The organism is Streptomyces sp. NPDC058295 (assembly GCF_042880655.1).
GTDB classification, from domain to species: Bacteria; Actinomycetota; Actinomycetes; order Streptomycetales; family Streptomycetaceae; genus Streptomyces; species Streptomyces coriariae.
This window is the reverse complement of the sequence record NZ_JBHVYO010000013.1, coordinates 90,202-109,972: the sequence shown is the minus strand read 5'-3', so window position 1 is coordinate 109,972 and position 19,771 is coordinate 90,202. Positions and strand designations below refer to the sequence as shown.

The 19,771-nt window shown below is 66.3% G+C and carries 17 protein-coding genes and 3 pseudogenes; 12 read left to right on the top strand and 8 right to left on the bottom strand.

The features are described 5' to 3' along the window. Positions 1 to 66: 66 nt before the first annotated feature. A complete protein-coding gene (locus ACFVYS_RS16350) occupies positions 67 to 849 on the bottom strand; it encodes an Eco29kI family restriction endonuclease (RefSeq protein WP_389502577.1) in 783 nt (260 codons plus the stop codon). A 124-nt stretch (positions 850 to 973) separates the two neighbouring features. Between ACFVYS_RS16350 and ACFVYS_RS16345 the strand changes: the two genes are divergently transcribed. The 7 genes from ACFVYS_RS16345 to ACFVYS_RS16315 all read left to right on the top strand — a co-directional run bounded on the left by ACFVYS_RS16345 (position 974) and on the right by ACFVYS_RS16315 (position 10,758). Continuing rightward, positions 974 to 2,266: a DNA cytosine methyltransferase gene (locus ACFVYS_RS16345; protein WP_389502575.1), complete on the top strand. Its 1,293-nt coding sequence runs from the start codon at positions 974 to 976 to the stop codon at positions 2,264 to 2,266. Positions 2,267 to 2,406: 140 nt separating this feature from the next. Beyond that, positions 2,407 to 3,045, top strand: coding sequence for a very short patch repair endonuclease (locus ACFVYS_RS16340; RefSeq protein WP_389502573.1), 639 nt, complete (start codon positions 2,407 to 2,409; stop codon positions 3,043 to 3,045). A gap of 361 nt (positions 3,046 to 3,406) precedes the next feature. Then, entirely contained in the window at positions 3,407 to 6,055 is a 2,649-nt protein-coding gene (locus tag ACFVYS_RS16335; RefSeq protein WP_389502571.1) for a Z1 domain-containing protein, read from the top strand. Next, positions 6,052 to 7,086: a PD-(D/E)XK motif protein gene (locus ACFVYS_RS16330; RefSeq protein ID WP_389502569.1), complete on the top strand. Its 1,035-nt coding sequence runs from the start codon at positions 6,052 to 6,054 to the stop codon at positions 7,084 to 7,086. Before ACFVYS_RS16335 ends, ACFVYS_RS16330 begins: the two co-directional genes overlap by 4 nt. Then, positions 7,083 to 9,059, top strand: coding sequence for a hypothetical protein (locus ACFVYS_RS16325; RefSeq protein WP_389502568.1), 1,977 nt, complete (start codon positions 7,083 to 7,085; stop codon positions 9,057 to 9,059). Before ACFVYS_RS16330 ends, ACFVYS_RS16325 begins: the two co-directional genes overlap by 4 nt. Continuing rightward, complete coding sequence (locus ACFVYS_RS16320; protein ID WP_389502567.1) at positions 9,056 to 9,982, top strand: hypothetical protein; 927 nt, start codon at positions 9,056 to 9,058, stop codon at positions 9,980 to 9,982. Before ACFVYS_RS16325 ends, ACFVYS_RS16320 begins: the two co-directional genes overlap by 4 nt. Next, entirely contained in the window at positions 9,979 to 10,758 is a 780-nt protein-coding gene (locus tag ACFVYS_RS16315) for a DUF6339 family protein (protein ID WP_389502565.1), read from the top strand. The genes ACFVYS_RS16320 and ACFVYS_RS16315 overlap by 4 nt, the downstream gene beginning before the upstream one ends. A gap of 462 nt (positions 10,759 to 11,220) precedes the next feature. Here the strand turns inward: ACFVYS_RS16315 and ACFVYS_RS16310 are convergent, their stop codons facing one another. The 5 genes and pseudogenes from ACFVYS_RS16310 to ACFVYS_RS16290 all read right to left on the bottom strand — a co-directional run. Continuing rightward, complete coding sequence (locus ACFVYS_RS16310; protein WP_389502721.1) at positions 11,221 to 11,460, bottom strand: Imm1 family immunity protein; 240 nt, start codon at positions 11,458 to 11,460, stop codon at positions 11,221 to 11,223. Then, positions 11,406 to 11,879, bottom strand: a complete 474-nt coding sequence (locus ACFVYS_RS16305) for a hypothetical protein (RefSeq protein WP_389502738.1) — start codon at positions 11,877 to 11,879, stop codon at positions 11,406 to 11,408. The genes ACFVYS_RS16310 and ACFVYS_RS16305 overlap by 55 nt, the downstream gene beginning before the upstream one ends. A gap of 135 nt (positions 11,880 to 12,014) precedes the next feature. Further along, a pseudogene (locus ACFVYS_RS16300) lies at positions 12,015 to 13,494 on the bottom strand (tyrosine-type recombinase/integrase). Further along, positions 13,491 to 13,661 carry a helix-turn-helix transcriptional regulator gene (locus tag ACFVYS_RS16295; protein WP_389502563.1) on the bottom strand — a complete coding sequence of 57 codons (171 nt, stop codon included), beginning with the start codon at positions 13,659 to 13,661 and terminating at the stop codon, positions 13,491 to 13,493. The pseudogene ACFVYS_RS16300 and the gene ACFVYS_RS16295 overlap by 4 nt, the downstream one beginning before the upstream one ends. Further along, positions 13,658 to 14,107 (bottom strand): annotated as a pseudogene (locus tag ACFVYS_RS16290) (replication initiator); the annotation flags it as partial. The pseudogene ACFVYS_RS16290 and the gene ACFVYS_RS16295, both read right to left, overlap by 4 nt. A gap of 313 nt (positions 14,108 to 14,420) precedes the next feature. Between ACFVYS_RS16290 and ACFVYS_RS16285 the strand changes: the two are divergent. Then, on the top strand, positions 14,421 to 14,675 hold the full coding sequence (locus ACFVYS_RS16285) for a hypothetical protein (protein WP_389502561.1): 255 nt from the start codon (positions 14,421 to 14,423) through the stop codon (positions 14,673 to 14,675). 43 nt (positions 14,676 to 14,718) lie between these two features. On the opposite strand, the pseudogene ACFVYS_RS16280 reads toward ACFVYS_RS16285, so the two are convergent. After that, a pseudogene (locus ACFVYS_RS16280) lies at positions 14,719 to 15,174 on the bottom strand (transposase); the annotation flags it as partial. A gap of 402 nt (positions 15,175 to 15,576) precedes the next feature. Between ACFVYS_RS16280 and ACFVYS_RS16275 the strand changes: the two are divergent. The 3 genes from ACFVYS_RS16275 to ACFVYS_RS16265 all read left to right on the top strand — a co-directional run bounded on the left by ACFVYS_RS16275 (position 15,577) and on the right by ACFVYS_RS16265 (position 17,216). Beyond that, entirely contained in the window at positions 15,577 to 16,518 is a 942-nt protein-coding gene (locus ACFVYS_RS16275) for an FHA domain-containing protein (RefSeq protein WP_389502559.1), read from the top strand. Positions 16,519 to 16,532: 14 nt separating this feature from the next. Beyond that, the gene (locus ACFVYS_RS16270) at positions 16,533 to 16,925 is read left to right on the top strand and encodes a hypothetical protein (protein WP_389502557.1); all 393 of its coding nucleotides are present in this window, start codon (positions 16,533 to 16,535) and stop codon (positions 16,923 to 16,925) included. A 159-nt stretch (positions 16,926 to 17,084) separates the two neighbouring features. Next, on the top strand, positions 17,085 to 17,216 hold the full coding sequence (locus ACFVYS_RS16265; RefSeq protein WP_389502736.1) for a hypothetical protein: 132 nt from the start codon (positions 17,085 to 17,087) through the stop codon (positions 17,214 to 17,216). Between the two features lie 406 nt (positions 17,217 to 17,622). Here ACFVYS_RS16265 and ACFVYS_RS16260 read toward each other — a convergent pair whose 3' ends face one another. Next, entirely contained in the window at positions 17,623 to 18,009 is a 387-nt protein-coding gene (locus ACFVYS_RS16260) for a hypothetical protein (RefSeq protein ID WP_389502555.1), read from the bottom strand. Between the two features lie 372 nt (positions 18,010 to 18,381). Between ACFVYS_RS16260 and ACFVYS_RS16255 the strand changes: the two genes are divergently transcribed. Then, a complete protein-coding gene (locus tag ACFVYS_RS16255; protein WP_389502554.1) occupies positions 18,382 to 18,960 on the top strand; it encodes a suppressor of fused domain protein in 579 nt (192 codons plus the stop codon). Positions 18,961 to 19,771: the final 811 nt, after the last annotated feature.

Genomic DNA, 19,771 nt, shown 5'->3' with positions numbered 1-19,771 from the left:
CGGATCGGGTGAAACTGACAACTTGTACTCGGTCCTCCGACTCGTACGGTTTACTGGCTCGCCTTCTCACTGCTGCCAGACGTCCACAACGCCGGTGCTGCGGTAATAGCGCCGGGCGCTCGGATAGTCCTCCACCTTCGGGTACATGATCAGATACCCGGGGAGGGCGGTGATTTGCCACTTGTCCGGAAGCCGCACTGCAATCGCCTTGAGGGCCTCATCCGCCGTTGCGTCCACGTCGGGAATCTCCACGACTATGTCGTCGAACTCCGATGAAGCTTGGTAGCGGAATACGTACGGAAGGAGCGCTTTTGTCTCCTGAAGCAAGACGGAGAGAGACACCGCCTCGTCCGCAGGCGTGCGCAGGGTTAGCAACTCCGTCAGCTTGTACTCCAGGTTGATCGGGTGCTCGTGATCGAAGTGACCCTCATCCACCTCGGTCGTGTCGCGCCGCTTGCCGGGGTCGTTGTTGCCAAACCCGTTGTAATTCCACGGAACTTGCCCCTGCCCCCTGTGCTCGTTGATCAGCAGGCGCTCTGGAGCGACCGCCCCAAAGTCCTCATCCACGTAGAGACAGGTGAACGTCATCTGATCGAGAGATATGTTCGTGCGGCCGGAGATCTTCCGAAAGTGCTTCTCGATCCGCTGGGGGAGGCTGCGATCGGCCTTGCCGACGTAGACGAGGTCCTCGTCCTTGTAAAGCTGGTACACGCCGGGCAGCGATCGCAACGACCGGATGTTCTCCATGGTGAGAGGTGCCGGCGTCAGCTTCTCCAGAGCGGCCGCAAGCTGGTCTCCGAGCGCTTTAGTGATGCTCAACTTGAACTCGGCGTGGTTCTCCAGCGACACGACCAGGGCCTCCTGCGCATGCGACGAGTGATCGTCGTCACTCTATCCGGTGAAGTTGGGGGTCACGGTGCCAGATTTTCACGAAGGGCTCACTTGATCGATAACTCCGCGGTATGGTTTTCCCATGTCTGAGCTGCGAGAGAAGCATCCCGAGGTGGGTACCTGTGTCGAGCTGTTCGCCGGCGGTGGTGGCCTCGCCATGGGGGTCCATAACGCCGGCTTCCGACCGTTGCTCGTGAACGAGTACGCCAAGCGGGCCATCGAGACCCTCCAGACGAACGAGATGCCGGGGGGCGGGAAGTGGCCGCTGAAGCCAGGTGACGTCCGCCTGCTACGGAACGACTTCAAGGACCTGAGAGGCAAGGTCGACGTCCTCGCAGGCGGGCCACCATGCCAGCCGTTCAGCCTGGGCGGCGTCGCCAAGGGGACAGAGGACGAGCGGAACATGTTCCCGCAGATGTTCCGCGCCATCCAAGAGATGCGGCCGAAGGCCGTCATCTGCGAGAACGTCCGAGGCCTGCTCCGGAAATCGTTCAACCCCTACTTCCAGTACATCCTCAACGAGATGAGGCTCCCCTTCGTCGAGCGCGAGAAGGACGCGACGTGGGAGGAACACAACGAGGTTCTGGAGAAGCTACTCGCCAACGACTCGGTGCCCGCCTCCGAGCGTTACATCGTGCAGCATCACCCCGTGAACGCCGCTGATTTCGGTGTCCCACAGATCCGGCAGCGGGTCGTGATCGTCGCCTTTCGTGCCGACCTCGGATTGAACGATGCCGAATGGGACAAATTTACACCGAAGGACACACACTCCGACGAGGCGCTGATCCATTCCATGCGTGAGGGCGGAGAGTACTGGGCACGCCACCGGGAGGTCTCGGAGGAAGCGAAGGCTCGCGCCATCGCGAATCTGCCGAAGCTCAACTACAACAACCCGAAGACCAAAGAGAAGCTCGCCCTTCAGCCGTGGCGGACACTCCGGGACGCGATCCACGGTGTTGACGAGTTCGAGGGACACACCCTGCCGTCAGTCAGCGAAGAGGCGGTCAACAATAAGGAACAGGTGGGGGTGATCTCCGACCACTTTGGGTGGCCAGGCGCCCGGGTCTACACAGGGCACACCCCCAACCTCCTTGACCGGCCGGCCAAGACTGTCAAGGCCGGCGTGCACGGCGTCCCCGGCGGTGAGTCCGTGATGATGATGGACGACCCGACGTTCGATGGAAGCGGCTACCGATACATGACGGTCCGCGAGACCGCGCGCGTTATGACCTTCCCGGATGAGTGGACGCTCGCTGGCCCGCGTGGCGAGAAAATGAGGCAGCTCGGGAACGCTGTGCCGGTGAAGCTGGGCAAGGTGTTCGCGGACGCAGTCGCCGCCGCACTGAACTCGGTCGGTGCACTGGAGAAGCCATGACACAGGAGGCGGTCGGCACGCAGCGGGGCTGGAATGATCGGCTGCCGCCCGCAAAAGCCTACAAGGCACGTCCCGGTCTGCCCCGCGACAAGCGCAGCGCCGAGCAAGACAGAGCCGCAGGAGGCCGACACCGCCGAGCTGTGCCGCTCGACGACGGCTCCTGCGCCCGCGGGTCCATCCAGCTCAGACTGTTCCGGAGCACTCGCCGTATCCGCGCGTACCTCCGTTGGTCGGACAATGGGGAGACGAGGGAGAAGTACGTCTGCGAGGTCCACGAACCGACGCGTAGGGCGAACCTCACTCTCGCGTGGGCGAAGGCACGGGAAGCCGGCAGAGTGATTGACGAGCCTCTCCCCGCGAGTTCGACGGCCTCGTCGGTCTCCGTTCGCGCGGTCATGACCGCGAACAAGGGCAAAGACACCAAACCGGAGCTGAAGTTGCGCACCGCCCTGCATCGCAGAGGGCTGCGCTACCGGGTGGGCATCCGTCCCCTCCCCGAGCTGCGACGCACAGCGGACGTCGTCTTCCCTAAAGCCAAGGTAGCGGTCTTCGTCGACGGTTGCTTCTGGCACGGCTGCCCAGATCACTACCGACCTGCCAAGAGAAGCGGCACGGAGTGGGGGCAGAAGATTAAGGACAACCGGGACCGCGACGCCTCCACCACGCTCGCCCTCAAGGATCAAGGGTGGACGGTACTCCGATTCTGGGAACACGAGGACCTGGATCAGGCTGCCGAAAGGATCAAGGCGAAAGTCGAGGAGCGGAGGTACGAAACCTGACGCCCGACTCAGGGAGTCGAGGTTGCGAACGCCATCCAGTCGTCGAGGACCGCCGGCACGACTGTCCGAGGCCTCACAGCTGAACGAAAGCTTTGCCCGTGCGCGGGTCAAAATGTAGCTGCGGACCATCCGCGATACCGAAGCTGTGGGAGCACAAGCCGAACCGCGAGGTCCGGTCGCGGGTGTCGCGGCATCGCGTCACCACGTTTGCGTCTCCGTTCACTCCCACCAGGTGAGCTTGATTGTCAAGTCAGCACTCCTTGTTCGTCAGTGGTTGTCACTATGGTGTCCACGATCAATCTTTGAGTGGGCACGTGGGTCTCCTCCTCATGCGCCAGCTCCAGGGCAAGGAGCGGAAAAAATGAGTGATGCGCGCATCGAGGCCGCCTGGAAGCGGTTCCAGGAGAGGTTGGACTCCGCTCGTCCTCACGAGGTCGCCCAGGAGTTGCGTGACCTCTTCGTCCCCGACAACGTTGTTGAGGAACTGCTCCGACGACACGAGCTCGAGACCACGAGGATCGCCAGTCTGAAAGAGCCTCTGGGGTTGGGCCGTCCCGACGCGCTGCCCTGGTACACGGGTCCCCGTGCGGGGGACAAGAATTGGCCGGCCTTCGAGGCGAGGGTGCGCCGCTCGCTCGGCCCGGACGTCACGACCAAGCTCGACGAGGCGTCGACGCGGGTCGTAGCGATGCTCGACCACCCGGCCACGCCTACGTTCCGGTCGCGCGGGCTCGTGGTCGGGCACGTCCAGTCCGGTAAGACGAGCAACTTCACGGCGGTCGCCTGTAAAGCGGCGGACCGAGGCTACCGGATGTTCATCGTGCTGTCCGGAATCCATAATTCGCTCCGCCGCCAGACCCAGACTCGGCTGATCCGCGATGTCGTCAGCCTCAACCCGCCGTTGTGGCACCAGATCACAAGTCCTGAGCGAGACTTCGTGCCGCCACCGAACGCCCAATCGTTCCTGGCCTCGAAAGACCAGCGGCTCCTGTTGGTGGTCAAGAAGAACGCGATCGTCCTGCGCAAGCTGCGTGATTGGCTCGAGCAGGCCCAGGAGCAGTTGGGTAACTGTCCGACCCTGATCATCGACGACGAAGCGGACCAGGCGACCCTGGCGACGCGTAAGATCAACCCGCTGATCAGGGATGTGATCACGCGCCTTCCCAAGGTCTGCTACGTGGGCTATACGGCCACGCCCTTCGCGAATCTGCTGACCGACCCGCGCGACCATGAGGACTTCTATCCGCGCGACTTCATCCTGAGCCTGCAGCGTGGCGAGACCTACCAAGGGCCCGAGACGCTGTTCGGTCGGCATCCCGTCGATGGAGAGGATCCGGAGGAGGTCCCCGGCGGCCTCGACATGATCAGGACGATCCCGGCGGTCGAGCTGGACGACCTGCGGCCGAAGAAGGCGACGGCGGCGGCGCAATTCGGGCCTGCGATCACCGATTCGCTACGCCGGGCCACGCTGTGGTTCTGGATCGCCACGGCCGTGCGTCAGTTGCGCGGCCAGCGCAATGAGCACTCCTCGATGCTGATCCACGCACACTCCGACACGCGTGTACACGACTCCTACCGGGCACCGCTGCAGGATTTGCGTAGAGAGGTCACGGAAGGCCTGGCGGACGGTCAACCCGCGCTGCTCGGTGAGCTACGACGTCTGTGGGCCGACGAGTCGGAGCGCGTCGACAACACGCGGTTCGGCGTCGCACGCCCAAGCTTCGAGGAAATCGTTCAAGAGTTGGGGGAGGTGGTCGACTCGACGAAGATCGTGATGGACCACTACCGCAGCAACGACCGTCTCGACTACGACTCCGGCCCGGTGAACGTTATCGCTGTGGGTGGCAACACGCTCTCCCGCGGACTCACGTTGGAAGGGCTTGTCGTCAGCTTCTTCGTACGCTCCTCCAACGTTTACGACACGCTCCTGCAGATGGGCCGCTGGTTCGGCTACCGCCCTGGCTACGAGGACCTGCCGCGCGTCTTCATGCCCGACGAGATCCGACGCTGGTTCGTGCACCTGGCCACGGTCGAGGAGGAGATGCGTAAAGAGATCGACCGTTATCTCACAGAGCACAAGTCGCCGCTCGAACTGGCCGTCCGCATCCGCTGCCACCCCAAAATGCGGGTCACAGCGCCGTCCAAGGCCGGTGCCGCGGTGCGCAGCGCCGCAGCGTACGGGGGACAGTTGATCGAGTCCCACTACTTCCCCTGCGCTCCGGAGCAGGATGTCCAGGACTGGCACAACACGAACGCGAAGGCCGTGAGGGGCCTCCTCGACGCCGCCTACACCGAGGGGCGGGCTGACCTTGGCGTCAAGAGCGGCCGGGCGTTGTGGCGGGATGTCCCGCTCAGCTCCGTAATGGACTTCCTGAACGGCTACGCCTTCCACCCGAAGTCCGTGGAAGCCTCGCGCAGTCTTATGCGGCAGTACATCGAACGCCGCAGCCAGTCCGGGGCCTTGGTTTCGTGGAACGTGGGCGTTGTGGGCAACGCCGTCCAAGATGAGGCACATACTGTCTCGCTCCCCGGAAACATCTCGGTCGGCCTCGTGACTCGTACGCGCACCAAGGGCAGCGCCGAAGACGACGTCGCCGATATCAAGACACTCACCGGTTCTCGTGACGAGGCGCTGGATCTGAAGATCCCCGCTGGCGAGGCTCAGATGAACCGGAGCCGACTCCAGGAACTCAGGGTGCAGCAGCAACCCGAGCGAGGCCTCGTTTTGCTGTACCCGATCAATGCCAAGTCGCAGGTGCCGATCCGGACGAAGGACGGCGTGACGGCCGAGGTCGAAGGCCGCGCCCCCTTGAACGCCCCCGGCGAAGTCGTGTGGGGCGCGGCCATCGTCTTCCCCCGCCCCAGTCAGGTCGGCTCCGACTTGGCCGTCGAGTACGACTATCTCGCCGCAGACCTCCGCGAGGTGTTCCCGTCGGCCAGCGAGGACGAGGACGAGGACGTGTCCGTGCTGGAGCAAGACCTCGACAACGATGCGGAGGACGGCCGGTGAACGCATCGACGAGTGGCTCAGCGCCCTCAGACCGCATACGCAAGCTGCTCGAGCGGCTGTGGGATCAGCTCGACGAGCGGTCGACGACCGAACCGGCGACGCTCATGCTCACCGCCGAGCTGGAGATCCGCACACCATGCGGACACGTTCGGCTCGGACGCGATGCCGAAGGCATGCGGCACCTGCTCGTGCCGATCGCGCCGACGGACCGGCTGGAGGACGACCGGCGCAGCGCTGGGGTCCATCTGACCGGGCGGGTACTCCTCGTCGAAGACCTGCCCGTGCGCTTCGCTGACCTCCACTGCCGGCGGGCAGATCTGTCCGGGGTGTTCACCGGACTCGTCGCCGACGTCTGCGCACGGATCGCCGCCCAGCCGGAGGCACGGCCGTACCGCATCGCCCAAACTCTCAACGGCTGGCGTCTGCTGTTCGGCGGCGAGGCGGTGCGCTGGACGGTGCCACGGCTCGCTGGCTTGTTCGCCGAACTCCTGATCCTGGAGCGGCTACTCGACATCCGCCCCGACGCCGTCGAAGCCTGGCAGGGTCCCACCGGTGGCGCACAGGACTTCCGCAGCAACCACTACGCGATCGAGGTCAAGGCGTCGAGTGGCATCGCTGGCCGAATCGTCCACATCCACGGCGTCGACCAGCTGGAGGAACCCGCAGGTGGAGCCGTCGACCTCGTCTGGTTCCGTATCGCGGAATCTCACGGGTCCTCAGCCCGATCGGTGCAAGACCTGATCGCGGCGTGCCACGCGAAGACCGACCGCGTGGACGTGCTCAACGCGCGCCTGACCGCGCTGGGTCTGAAAGCCGCCTCACCTGGTGTTGCGGCCGACGTCCGCTTCGAGGCGGTGGAGGAACGTTGGCACGAGGTGGACGAGAGATTTCCCAAGATCGTACCGGCGAGCTTCGCCGACGGGACTGTGCCCGTTGGCGTCAGCGGCGTCGAATATCTCGTCGATCTTGACAGCATCCCAATGCGAGCCGATCAGGCCCTCGCGCTCGACAGACTGGCGAAGGACCTGTGACCAACGCAAACTCCCCCACCTGGTACTCCCAGCCCTTCCGCGCTGACGGCGGCATTACGGCAGAGGGGCTGCTAGGCCAACTCGGCCGCCCCCAGCTTTCGCGGCTGACTATGCTCGTGCGCGAAGCCGCGCAGAACTCCTGGGACGCACGCCACGCCGACCAGGAGGAGATCCGATTCAGCTTCGACCTCAGGAGCGTCGGCGCCGCACACATAGGCGAGTGGCGCAGGCTGTTCGCGACCGGCGTGCCGCAGACCGGGGACACTGGCGGTGCGTTCAAGCGCCTGTCACAGGCCCCGTCGATCCGCTGCCTGGTCGTGTCCGATCGCGGGACCAGAGGTCTAGGCGGTCCCACCCGATCGGACACGGGCCAGAACGATCGACGCGAATGGCTGCGGTTCGTGCTGAACAGCGGCGACCGCGAGGGCACGGACCTGCAGGGCACATCCGGCGGCACTTTCGGATACGGCAAGGGGGCCTTCTTCCTCGCCTCCAAAGTCGGGTGCACGTTCGTCTACACGCGATTCCGCGAAGACAACGGCGCCCTGAGATCGCGCTTCATCGGCGTCGCTATCCGCAAGTCCTTCTGGGAAGGTGGCGCCCGCTACACCGGACGTCACTGGTGGGGTGATCCCGCGACGGATCACTGCGAGCCACTACTCGACGCAACGGCCGACGCTGCGGCGCGCAACCTTGGCCTCCCCGGATTTGGCACCGCCGAGACCGGCACAACCATCGTCATCGTCGAGCCGGACCTGACAGACCCCACCTTGCCGAATACGGACGTTGCCGAAGAGATGGACTTCAACACTGCTGGCAACTACTTGGCCGACGCATCGGCCTGGAATCTCTGGCCGATCATGCTCGAGGGCAGGGCACAGCGCATGACGGTGTCAGTCACCGCCAACGGCGTCGATATACCCGTGCCCGGTCCCGAGGACGACGTCACATTGGCCTGCTTCGCGGACGCCTACCGCAAAGCCGCCGCTGGCAGCGGAGAAGTCCTCAGCTGCCTCAAGCCGAAGAAAGAGCTTGGCGCCTTCGCATCCGAGTACACCTACGCCGCCACCGTGGTCTCTCCAGCCGCCAGGGATCTAGGTCTGGAGGGCGCCCCTCATCACATCTGCCTGCTCCGGGGCCCCGAGCTCGTTACCAGGTATTACGCAGGACCCGAGAGGCCCAACCCGCACGTCGGTTACGCCGGGGTCTTCAAAGTCGCAGATGACCTGGACCCCGTGTTCGCCCGCTCCGAACCGCCCACCCACGATGCGTGGGCCTATCAGGAACTAAAGGGACCAGAGGCCACGTTCGTGAGGACACTGGGGCGCCGTCTAAAGGAACGTTGCGACACCATCAGCGGCGCCACCGGCAAGCGGGCGTTCAAGGTCGGTGACTACGCCGTGGGCAACGTCGCCCAGCGGCTCGGTCACCTCCTCGCCGGCCCCGGCGGCTCCGGCACCGCCATCATCGACGTCTCTCCCCGGCCAGGGACCTCCTTCGCCGCCGGACCGACTCAAGAGGCTCACGAGGACCCACAGGCGCCGCACCAAGCAGGGGCTTCCGGCGCAGCTTGGGACTCACCTCGTGAGACGGAAGTGGACGCCGCCCACCCCCACCCCCCGGAAGCAAAGCCAAGCCAGCCGGGACGCACCACCGCAACGCGGAGACCAACCCTTCTTTCGACGCCTCGCTACGAAGTCCTCGCCAGCCGCCCGGTGCTCGTGCAACAGGTCCGGCTTCATGGGTCAGGACGCAACGAGGGACACGCCAGCGTCGTCCTCGCCGACGGGGGCACCGAGGACGTCACTCCGGCCGGGGCCGACTCGCCGACGATCCACGGCTGGCGGACCGCTGACGGATCCGTCGTCCTGGGCGATGTCTTCTACCACTCCGGCGATCCGACCGACGTCGAGCTCATTGTCAACGCCGTCCCGGACGTCGTCGTCGAGATCAATGTGACGGGGCAGGCATGAGCGTTCACGCGTGGCCCTACCGCCGGCCGGTCGACCGCGTAAAGGCGCAGCCGTGGCGTACTCATGAGGAGACCGGGGAGCGGCTGCCAGCTGCGCTGCCGACCTGGGACTACGGCACCGACCTCAAGCTGTACCGGGTCGTGCACCTCGACGTGGACGGCATACGCACCGATTGCGGACTCCCCGAAGACGCCCCCCTGCATATGTGCGTGCGCTATTGGCCCTCAACGTCGCAGATTCGACACTCGGGCTTCGAGATCTCGTTCGCCGGACACACGCGACAGACCGTCGTGGTCGTGGAGATGGTCGCCGAGGGAGCCGATCTGGGCGGCTATCTGACCATCGAGACCCTGGTTGCGCTGGCAGAGGACATAGACACCAACGAGCCCTTCGTCCCACGCCGAGCGGGCTCGATCCTGTGGAACGACCAAGCACGTGTCCATCTGGAGGGCGCTGGCGGCCTGCTTCCCACGGCGCCGGTCTCCTTCAGAGAGGCACAGCTGCCACCCGACGCCGCCTGGTACGTGAGCATGGATGGCGGAGACTGGCATCAAGCGGCCATGGGAAGCCTGCTCGTCCTCCTGAACACCGACAACCCAATGATCCAGAAGGCGCTCGAAGCGGACAAGGACGAGGCCGCGACACTGTTGTGGGACACGCTGGGTGTCGATGTCGTAACCGACCTCGTGGGACGCGCCTTGGACGACGATGCCTTCGACGAGGTCCAGGACCCGTCCGAGATCGACGGAGATCTGACAATGGCTGGTCTGGTCCGCGCCCTCGTCCGAACGTATCTCGCCCAGCCGACCGAGTCCGCCCCCGTGGCGATCAAGCGGCTTAGAGATCAACGTCGTGGCGACCCGTCTAAGTTCCGTGCCCAAGTCCAGTCTGGCGTCGGATTCCCCAGAGGGGCCAACCGATGAGCGTTCTCTACCCAAGGCTGCTACCCGGCGAAGCCGACAGGCTGTTCGAGGAACTGCACGAGCACCACCCCGGCACCCACAACCGTATGGTCGCGAACCACTCGCCCCGTTCAGTCTTCGCTGCCACCGGGGGTCGACGCGTCACCCGAGGGGAGCTCGACGATCTGCGCCGCACCATCGTGGCAGCTGCCGAGGAGCAGGGCTTCCCCAAGCCTCCAACCGCTGCCCAGCGGAACGCCTTCGATCAGCGCACTGCGAGGATCCTGCATGAGCAGAGCTTCATGGTGCCCGGTGAGGCCGCTCAGCGGCCGGTGTGGGCATTCCTAGCGTTGGTGCTTCTGCCCGACGTCTGCGTCTGGCGGTGGCCGCTCAAGCCTGGGCGGGGCTACTCCGCCGATCGTTTCAAGGGGTTGGACCTAACCCGACACGCCCTGGGTCGCCTCTGGACGCGCGCCCACGTTCTGCATGACCCAAAGCTGCCAGACTCTTACGAACTGGTCGAGGCTCTCGGCGAGGAGGCTGCTGACCAGATCATGACGAGGCGTCGATCTGTCGCAGCCTCACCGGCCCTCGTCCGAGCAGTCGTACGGGGACACAGGGACGAGCGGGCCCTGAACGAGGTCGGAATGTCGGAACGCGACGTACTTCGCCAGAGCCTCATGCGGCTTCTTCGTCTCCTGGCCTTCGTCAGCGTCGATGCCATCCCCGAGGCTGAGCTCGATCGCCTCGTCCGCCGGCTCAGAGCGGAGACACGAAACGCGCTGCGCGGTCGATGAGATAGCCAAGCGAGTGATCGCCGAACTGGCCTCCGCTAGCGGCGATGGTCATCATCCAGCAGACAGCCTCTAGGAACGTCCAGACGCTCCATGGGACCTCTGAGCCAGAGGGTTAGCGGCGCTGCTTTATGGACCATCCGTGGACCGAAGTAGAACCTCGCGCCGTCAGCACGGCCTTGACCAGGGGGAACGCATGAGACTCACGCCCCCTCCGGAGCCGTGTGCGCAGGTTCGAATCCTGCCGGGGGCACCTTGGATCAGGTGCCCAAAGACCCCGCCACTAGCGCTTTCGCTGAGGACGGGGTCTTGGCGTATGTGCAGCCATGTGCCGCTCGGAGCGACCGCATGTCGGGTGCTGTGGACTATGCGTGGACTGGCCGCCGACCAGGAACCAGCAGGTCAACCCCAGATACCGCCTAGGAAGCGGAACGCGCTTGCAGGTGCGCCCTTCACCGGGCTTACCTAATGGGCAGGATGCTCTGAGCCGGAGATCTCGCACCAGGGGTCCTCGCAGCGCGTGATGAAGTCCTCGTCTATCGGTGTATCGAGGCGGCGTCCGGCAAGGTCGCCGGGTGTCCAATCGACGCATGTGGGCCGATGACCGGTGCCGGCACGGCAGTACTCCTCCACGGCGGCACGGATACGGGCTATCGGCACAGTGCTGCGCGGGTGGTGAAAGCGGGGATATCCCGGGTCGGCGATGACTTCGGGGTCCTCGACCGGTGGGGCCGGATTGTCCGAAAGCCAGACTTGATCGGCAATGGATGGATCCATGAACACCGTGGACTCTTGGTGAGCAGCCACTTGAGGGCGCCGTGTCCGGTTCTTGCATTCACGGCGACGTGCAGATAGCTATCGAAGTGACGCGGTTCGGCTTCAGAGTTCTCCCGCCGATCCGCGAAGGTGAACTCGGCGGTCTGGCCTCCGTACGGCCAGCTTGCCTCCGGCAGGCTCTCCAGCGCCTTCAAGACCGCTACGGCCACATGCTGTGGCACAGGCTCTGCAACCAGGCGCGGTTCAGGGTCCGGCAGGTTCTCAACCACCGCAGTGATCAGCCGCTCCGTCTCCTGCCACGAAGCAGGCTGGTGCCGCTGGCCATGCAGGTAGACGTCGAGAATCAACTTCCGCTCCCTCGGGCGCGTATACCTCCATCAGCATGCCTGAGCTGACCTGATCCACGGGAAACACGCTTCGGCCCCCGGACCGCAGTCCAGGGGCCATCATGCCGCAGGTGCGCGTGTCCGGGGGTGTCGGGATCAGGGCCCGTCGCCGGGCTCGTCCTCCTGGTGGTCGTCCTCGCCAAGGAGTTCGGCGATCCGGCGATTGGCGACGTCCTGTCGCCCGTCGAGGCACTTCGCGTAGCGGCTGAGGAGCACTTCGACGCTGTTGCCCGCGCGCTCCGCAACCTCGGTGGGGTCTACGCCGGCGTTGAGCCAGGAGGAGAGTGCGGCGTGCCTCAGGTCGTACGGTCGGGCGGCCAGCGGCGAGGCCCCCTGTTCCGGGGTGAGCGCCAGGTGCCGTGCCTCGTCCCAGACGCACCAGTACGTCGTCGAGGCGACCACTCCCCCGCGTTCGTTGGCGAACAGCCGGCCGTCCGTGGCCGCTCCGAACTCCTCGATGTGAGCCCGGAGCATGCGGACCAGGCGGGGCGGGGCCGGAACGATGCGGGTCTCGTTGGCGGGTCGATTCTTGAGGCCGCGGTTGTCGTGCACCTCCCCCGTTCCGGTCCAGCGCTTCCCGACTGTCGGGGGCTCTTCTCCAGGATCAACGAGCCCCACCCTTTGTCCGGCAGCGTGCAGTCCGGACGGCGCAGAGCCACGGCTTCCGCCGACCGCAGCCCACCGAAGTACATGCAGGCGAAGAGTGCGACGAGTCGGCGCCCACGGGCCCGGCGGTACCCACCGACGTACGAGACTGCGCCCAGAAGCTCAGCCGCCTGCCGGGGGTTCACCACGACTCGGCGGTCAACTTTCTTCGTGACCTTGGGCAGCTTCCACTTCACGAGCATGACCGGGTTCTCCGGGAGCTCCCCCAGCTCGACCGCGTAGGCCAGCGCGTTGAAAAGGACAGCCCGCTTGCGCCGCACTGTCTCGGCGGCTGCCGGAGCACCAGCAAGGGTGAGCTTGAGCGAGTCGAGAACGCTGCGGATGTCTGCCGGGTTCTTGAGCATCGTCAGCGGCAGCGAGGCCTTGTCGACCCATCGGAGGGCGTTGGCCATGTCCACCGGCGGGGCCTCCTCGTCCGGGGCCTGGACGACGAAGGCCCAGCCGCGTAGGGCACGCCTCAAGACATCGTCTGCCGGACGACCGGGCCGGTCCCCCAGCAATTGAGTCGTTGCGAGCGTCATCGTCTCGTTCAGGCTGTCGCGAGAGTTCGGAGCGGCGTGCGGCCATTTCATGGCGACGTACCCCCGCGCGAAGTCGTACCAGGTGAGGGACTCTTTGATCGGCGCCATGGAGTCCGGTAGACCGGTTTCCGTATCGAATGCCTCGCCCTTTTGCGCAGCCCGGAGCAGCTTCGCGCGGAAGTTGTCAGCGACCGTAGCCAGGAGATCGCCGGGCACGCCATCGACCGCTTCATGAGCGAGGCCCGCGCCCTCACCAACTTCGCGAGCGCCTTGGTCCGGAAGGTCTCGGAGAACGGCGGGACGTCGCCGACCTTCCATCGCACGTCGTACGAGGGTGTCTTGTAAGGCCGCTTACGGATGCTCCACACCTTCACGTCATGCGACTTCACGCCGCCTCCCCGAGTCCGTGAAGCCACGAGGTGAAGTCATTTCGCCAGAAGCGGAGTTCACCGTTCGGCAGCTTGATCGCCTCCGGAGCCTGTCCCAGTTCGCGCCAGCGGTAGAAGGTGCGGCGGGAGGCCCCGCCCAGCTCGGTGAGGATCTGCGGGACGGTCATCGGTTCGTCTCGTCGGCGGTCCACTCCGAGTCTTCTTCCGTGTCTGGGGTATCGGGTCGCCGTGAGGCGGCGAGCCAGGATTCGGCAGCGGTCAGCCCGGTACCGGCGAAGCGCCAGTGGGAGAGGACAAGGACGGTGTCCGGGTCCGGGAGGGGGTGGCCGGCCAGGGCCGCGCGTTCGCGGGTGAGTGCTTCGTTGTGGTCGGCACGTTCCTGGCGGAGGGCGCCGAGGGTGACGGAGTACGCGCGGGATTTCGTCGAGAAGTGGCCGCGGAAGCCGAGCATGTGGGCCCACTTGCGCAGCCGGAGTTCTTCGAGTTCGGGCAGTCCTCCGAGGTGCCAGCAGGTGAGGATCGTGCGGCGGGCGTGGTCGGTGACGTCGGTGCCGATCAGGTCGGTGATGGGGTTGCGGATCGGGCGGTCGATGGTGCCTGTCGCGCTCTCCGCTCGATGGAGGTGGCGGCGAGGGCTGCTTCCGGAGAGATGTCGGGGAGCGCCAAGTTCGCCGTATACGTGCGAGCCTTCAGACCCGCCCTGCCGCGACATCACGACGGGCTGACGCAGCGGCCCCGAGCACGGTCGATCACCGAGCTACCGACGAGCACACCGACGCTGGTACCGCTTGAATCGATGGCTTCAGCCGCCAGCCGCCGACCTCCGCCCACGTCGGCCCGGCGAGACGCCCGCTTGGGCCAAGCCGACATGCACCTTGACTGCCGACCCGTAAGGCTGAAGCAACGTCGCACGGCTAGGGAGCACCATGCCTCACGAACAGTGCCAGGCAGCAAAAGCCAAACTTGAGCAAGCAGAGCAGCGAAGGAATCGCCTTCAGAGAGACCTGACAGAAGACGAAGCGAAGCTCGCCCACTTGAAGGCGGAATCGCCTCCGGACGCTGCGGCGATCGAGGCCCAAGAGCGCATGGTCGAGATCGACCGACGAGTCCTGGGAGCGGCCGAAGTGGAAGTCACCGGCTTTGAGGAGCTGGTTCACGCCCTGTGTGATGACCTGCCGTAGTCATGCCCTGCTCCCAGGGACGGGCTAGGTTCTGTCTCTTTGGTCAGCGTCGGGTCCAGACAAGGATGCCCGCGAGGTGGAGTGCGGCCTGGTAGGCGATCGCAAGCTGGTCGGTTCGTGTGGCCGGGCCGCGCCACTGTTTGAGGCGGTTGATGCACCGTTCAACGGTGTTCCCCTGCTTGTAGGCCTCCGCGTCGAAGCCGGGCGGACGTCCACCGAGTCGGCCTCGCCGCAGGCGGTGGCCGACCTGGTCGGACGGCTGCGGGCGGACGGCGCGGATGCCCCGGCTGCGTAGGTGGCTGCGGATGGCGCGAGAGGAGTACGCACGGTCGGCCAGGACAAGGAGTGCTCGGGTCCGTGGCCTGCCCGGTCCGCTTCGGGGCACGCGGATGCGGGGCATGACCGTCTCGTGTGCTGTGGGGGAGCATCGGCTTCCAGCGATTGGGCGGGGAGACCCGGCCGGGGTAGCCCTGGTCGACGTACCGGGGGCCAAGCGGCCCGGTACCCGCCTCACGCTGCTTGTGGCGGGTGTGCTGTACCGGATCACCGACGCCGACGTGGCTGCCTGGCGAGCGGGCCCAGACGAGCGGACAGACAGCACAGACGGTGACCTGACCCGCGGCCTAGCCTTCGGCGCGATCACGGCAGCGTTGCGGCGTCCTGGATCAAGGCGCCGTGGATCGCGGAGAGGCGGGCAGGCCGGACGGGCACGGGCCGGAGTCGCGGAAACCGGCCCGTCGGGATCGGAGGGCTGCGGGCCGGGGGGACGGCGGCCGAACGCACTGCCGAGTTTCCGCCGTCCGGGATGCTGTGGCAGGGCGGGGCCGATCGGCCTTTACTGGAAGGTGAGGATCAGCAAAACAGGCGACCGAATCGTTTCGCCAAGGCAGGAGGTCGTGCCATGGACCCGCCTCTGCGAGAGCGCGACCTACCGCAACTCGTGGTCGACCGCCCGGACCGGCTGCGCGGCCGGGTCTTCGTCCTCGACGACCAGCCGATGCTGGTCGGGCGGGACTCCGACTGCCGGATCCAGGTGGGCGATCCGGGCGTCAGCCGACGGCACGCGGTGGTGTGGCGGGCCTCGGGCCGGACCACCGTCGAGGATCTCGCCTCCACCAACGGCACCATGCTGAACGGTCACCCGGTGCTCGGGCAGCAGGTGCTGCACTCGGGCGATGTGCTGGATTTTGGCCCCTTAGAGGTGCACTACGAAGAGCTGCGCCCCGCCGACCGGACCGTTCAGGCCCCGAAGCCTGGAGTCGGCGGCACCTCGGACACCATGCCGGGCTGGGGCCCCGCCCCTGAGCCCGGGCCCACGCCTTACGGCACTCCCGCCACGGGGCCGCCACTCTCCGGCCCGCCGGGCCGCTCGGCACCGCGCGAGGCCGGCCGTACGCCGCCCGGCGGCGAGCGGCGGTTCGACATCGGGGAGCAGCAGGCCGACCGGCTGAGCAACGTCGCCGGGGACCAGTACAACTACGTTCAGCAGGCGCAGCGCGAGAGCTTTTTCAAGGAGGTCGCCGCGACCCGCACCAGGGCGCGACACCTGATCGTGCTCGGCTTCCTGCTCTTTCTGGTCGGGGGCGGGATCTACGGCTGGGTGATCATTCGATTCATCACCAGGACCAACGACGATATTTCGTCGGGGAGTTCGAACTTCGACTCCTCCTCGGAGCTGCTCGGACCGAAGGTGGCCGGGGTGCCGGTAGGGGCGGTCGGGTTCGCGATGGCGGCCATCGGGACGGTTCTGATGGTCATCGGGATCGTTCTGCACATCGTGACGACGTCCCGGCGCCGCCGCTTCGAGGATGCCGAGCGGCAGGCGTCCTGGCGGCAGCGGTGAGGAGATGGGGAGCCATGGCCTTCAACATCGGCAACCAGCAGGGCGGCGTGGTCAACAACGTCGCCGGGAACCAGACCGTTCACGGTGACCAGTCGGCCGTCTTCACAGCGGGCGGGCAGGAGGTGCGCGGCCTGGTCCGGGAACTGAGGGCGTCGATCGAGCGGACGGCGCTGCCGCCGGCAATCGAGCCCGAGGTGCGGGCCGAGCTGGACTCGCTGGACGAGGAGGTCGCCCGGCCGGAGCCGGACCGGGAGGCAGTGGCGGGCCGGCTCGGCCGGATCACCCGGCTGCTGTCCTCGGCGGGTGCGCTGGCGACGGCCAGCACCGCGCTGATCGGGCCGCTCGGAGCGCTCGCGGGCTGGCTCGGCGCGCTCGGCCAGCCGATCTTGCGGGCGATCGCAGGTTGATGGGAGGAGGCTGACGGAGAGGGCCTTGACCCCGGATGTTGGGACACGGGCCATGCGGGTCGGACAAGGCCCGGCCTCAGCCGCGCACCACAGGGATCACCATCTGCCACCACCGAAAACGCAACAAAACCTCGGTAACCACCATTGGGGTGCGATTCGGTGTCGTCAACCGCCGTAGGGGCCCCGGCGCCCCCGGTGGAGTCCGCCGTGGCCACACGAACCGACAAGCTCGCGATCGCCTACCAGGCCGCACTCCACCTCGCGGGCATCCTCGCCTGGACCCGACGCTGACCAAAGAGACAGAACCCAGCCCTTCGTAGGTTGGGCCGCCCGAGCTCACCGGTTAGGTTCTGCCTCGAAATCGAGCGACGAGACTGCGGCCAGGAGTTAGCCCACCTGGCGGGGGTTCACTACGACCCGGCGGTCTACTTCCTTGGTCACCTTGGGTGGTTTCCCCTTCACGAGCGTAAGCGGGTTCTCGGGGAGCTCCCCCCAGCTCGACCGCGTAGGCGGGGGCGTTGAAGAGGACGGCCCGGTTGCGCAGTGCCGTCTCGGCAGGGGCCGGGGCACCGGACTGGTCTCGGGTCAGGAAGCCGCGGGTCGAGCTCTCGCCGGCGTCCTGGCGTCGGCGCTTCCTACTGCACGTCGGAGGTCCGTCGATCGCGGGGGGACTGCCGGCTGCGACGGCCTCGCTCGGTCAGTTCGGCTCGTCTTCCTGTTGCCAGGCGCGGGGCCAGTTGCCGGACGGCGGAGGCGGACCCGCGATGTCCAGGTCGCGTCGTGCCAGGGCGTAGAAGGCGTCACGCGCTCGGCTCACTCGCTGCACGGCTCTGGTCCAGCCTGCGTGATCATCCTTCAGGCCGCGCGCGTACAGCTCAACGTTCCAGACCGCTTCGTGCCACGTCCGAGCCGCCCCGATCGTTTCCGCGTCTCCGATCAGCAGCACGGATTCCCACTCGGCTGCGCGCCGTACTTCGTTCTCCGCAAGCTGCGTCATGCCCAGTTCGGGGTCCAGCGGGTCCAGCGCATGCGCAAACCCTCTTGCCGCACCCATGCGTTGCGCAACGCTCAGCTGTTGCTTCAAGGTATTGGCATAGGACGCATACGCCTCCAGCCTCTTGGTGTCCCACCGCTCGGCTCTGCCCCGTCGCCACCGGCTCCGCTCCGCCATGTTCGTCGCAACGTAGGAACTCGCCACTCCCACTACAACGCCCAGCAACGCTGGTAACTGCTCCCACAACGCCAATTCCCCAATTCCCCCTATGCCTGGCGCTATCAACGGGGACACAGTGTCGTACTCGGGGGCTTTGGGCCAGAGGGCAGTCCCTGTGCTGCCGCGTGAGGCTGTGCCGCTGGTGAGGCGGCATTGAAGTGTCGGGTAGCGGATGGGGCGGCACTCCATGGCGCTGGGTGTGGGTGGCAAGGGAAGTCGAGCGCAGTCTGGGGTGATCGCACGGTGAGTGACGCAAGGCTGCCGGCCGCGGAGGCCGTTGAGTCACACGTCCGGGCGTTCTTCATCGGGCATGCCGTGGAGGCCGTCGACTACGACGTCGGGCCGGAACGGCGAGCGGTGGTGCCCGATCTGCGCGTTCTTGTGGTGGCGCCCGGCCCCCGCAGCGACAGTTGGGCCTATGTGACCGCCGGGTGCTGGGCCTTGATGGAGAAGCACGGTGACGGCCTCGAGTTCGTCATGACCGCACCCGTCCGCGACCAGCGGTTCGTCGAGCTGATGGCGATGATTGCCTACTACCACTGCGGAGGGCATCAACTCGACCTGCAGCACAGCATGCCGATCGGTGAACCGTGGGTACCGGGGTCGACCTGCGACCACCTGCTGATCAGCCTGCCCTATCTCCACGGCCCCGACCTTGAACACTGCCCGCTGTCTGGGGGGCACGCCCGCATCCTGTGGACCCTCCCGGTGACCACCGCCGAGGTCGAGTTCCGTCGGCATCACGGACACGAGGCGTTGGAACAGCTCTTCGACGAGGCGGAGATCATCCCCACGGATCCCTTCAGAGCATCGGTCGCCTGAGCTCCACATTTCCGGCGGCACCGCTGCGGGGAGGGTGGCCACGGCAGACGTGGCGGCGGCCGGCCACGGCGGCCAGTCGCCCGTCCAGCCGGGCCCGCATCCCCTGGCCACCTGGCCACCTGGCCACCTGGTCGTCCGGTCGCCGCAGCTCTGGTGCGCGGTCATGTCGGGATGAAGCTCGGCCACCGGGGCGGGACGTTTCCTGGGCATCGAGGGGCAGGGTAGGAGTCAGCCACGCCGAGCCAGGTCACCAGGAACCATGTGACGAACACGGTGAAGGCGAGTCCCGCGGTCAGTGCCGTGCCTGGATGACGTCTTCCGAGGGTGCTGTACAGGACGACCCAGGCAATGGCTACGGCAATCCATATGGGAGGGGCGAGAAGCAGCAACGTCATGCTGTTGGCCGCTGCGTCGACGCCGATGTCACACGCGGTCCAGACCCTGCCGATGGCGGCGACGGAGACCACCGAGGCCAGGCCCCCGAAGAGGGTGCCGCGCAGAGTCCCTCTGGACCGAGGTCTCTTGGGCAGCCTCGGCGGTCCGGCTTCCGGCATCGTCTGTCTCCTCTTCTCGGAGGTGCGGAGACCACCAAGTGCGGAAAGCGGTTCCCCTGGCGCTGCTCCCGCGCCGTCGTGAGGAGATGCGTCCGCCGGCGCTGGGCCGCACCTGCGTGGGGCAGGGGTTGACGACCACGTCGGAGCCGAAGTCGAAGTCGAAGTCGAAGTCGGAGTCGGACAGACAACCCGTTGACTGTTCAGGGGGAATCCGGATGGCCCTGCTGATGTCAGACCCGTGGCGGATCATGACGCCT

Excerpts from the sequence above, each read along its gene's own strand:
- ACFVYS_RS16320 (WP_389502567.1), top strand. The coding sequence starts at position 9,056 with ATGAGCGTTCACGCGTGGCCCTACCGCCGGCCGGTCGACCGCGTAAAG.
- ACFVYS_RS16345 (WP_389502575.1), top strand. The coding sequence starts at position 974 with ATGTCTGAGCTGCGAGAGAAGCATCCCGAGGTGGGTACCTGTGTCGAG.
- ACFVYS_RS16315 (WP_389502565.1), top strand. The coding sequence starts at position 9,979 with ATGAGCGTTCTCTACCCAAGGCTGCTACCCGGCGAAGCCGACAGGCTG.
- ACFVYS_RS16295 (WP_389502563.1), bottom strand. The coding sequence starts at position 13,661 with ATGACCGTCCCGCAGATCCTCACCGAGCTGGGCGGGGCCTCCCGCCGC.
- ACFVYS_RS16285 (WP_389502561.1), top strand. The coding sequence starts at position 14,421 with ATGCCTCACGAACAGTGCCAGGCAGCAAAAGCCAAACTTGAGCAAGCA.
- ACFVYS_RS16275 (WP_389502559.1), top strand. The coding sequence starts at position 15,577 with ATGGACCCGCCTCTGCGAGAGCGCGACCTACCGCAACTCGTGGTCGAC.
- ACFVYS_RS16335 (WP_389502571.1), top strand. The coding sequence starts at position 3,407 with ATGAGTGATGCGCGCATCGAGGCCGCCTGGAAGCGGTTCCAGGAGAGG.
- ACFVYS_RS16270 (WP_389502557.1), top strand. The coding sequence starts at position 16,533 with ATGGCCTTCAACATCGGCAACCAGCAGGGCGGCGTGGTCAACAACGTC.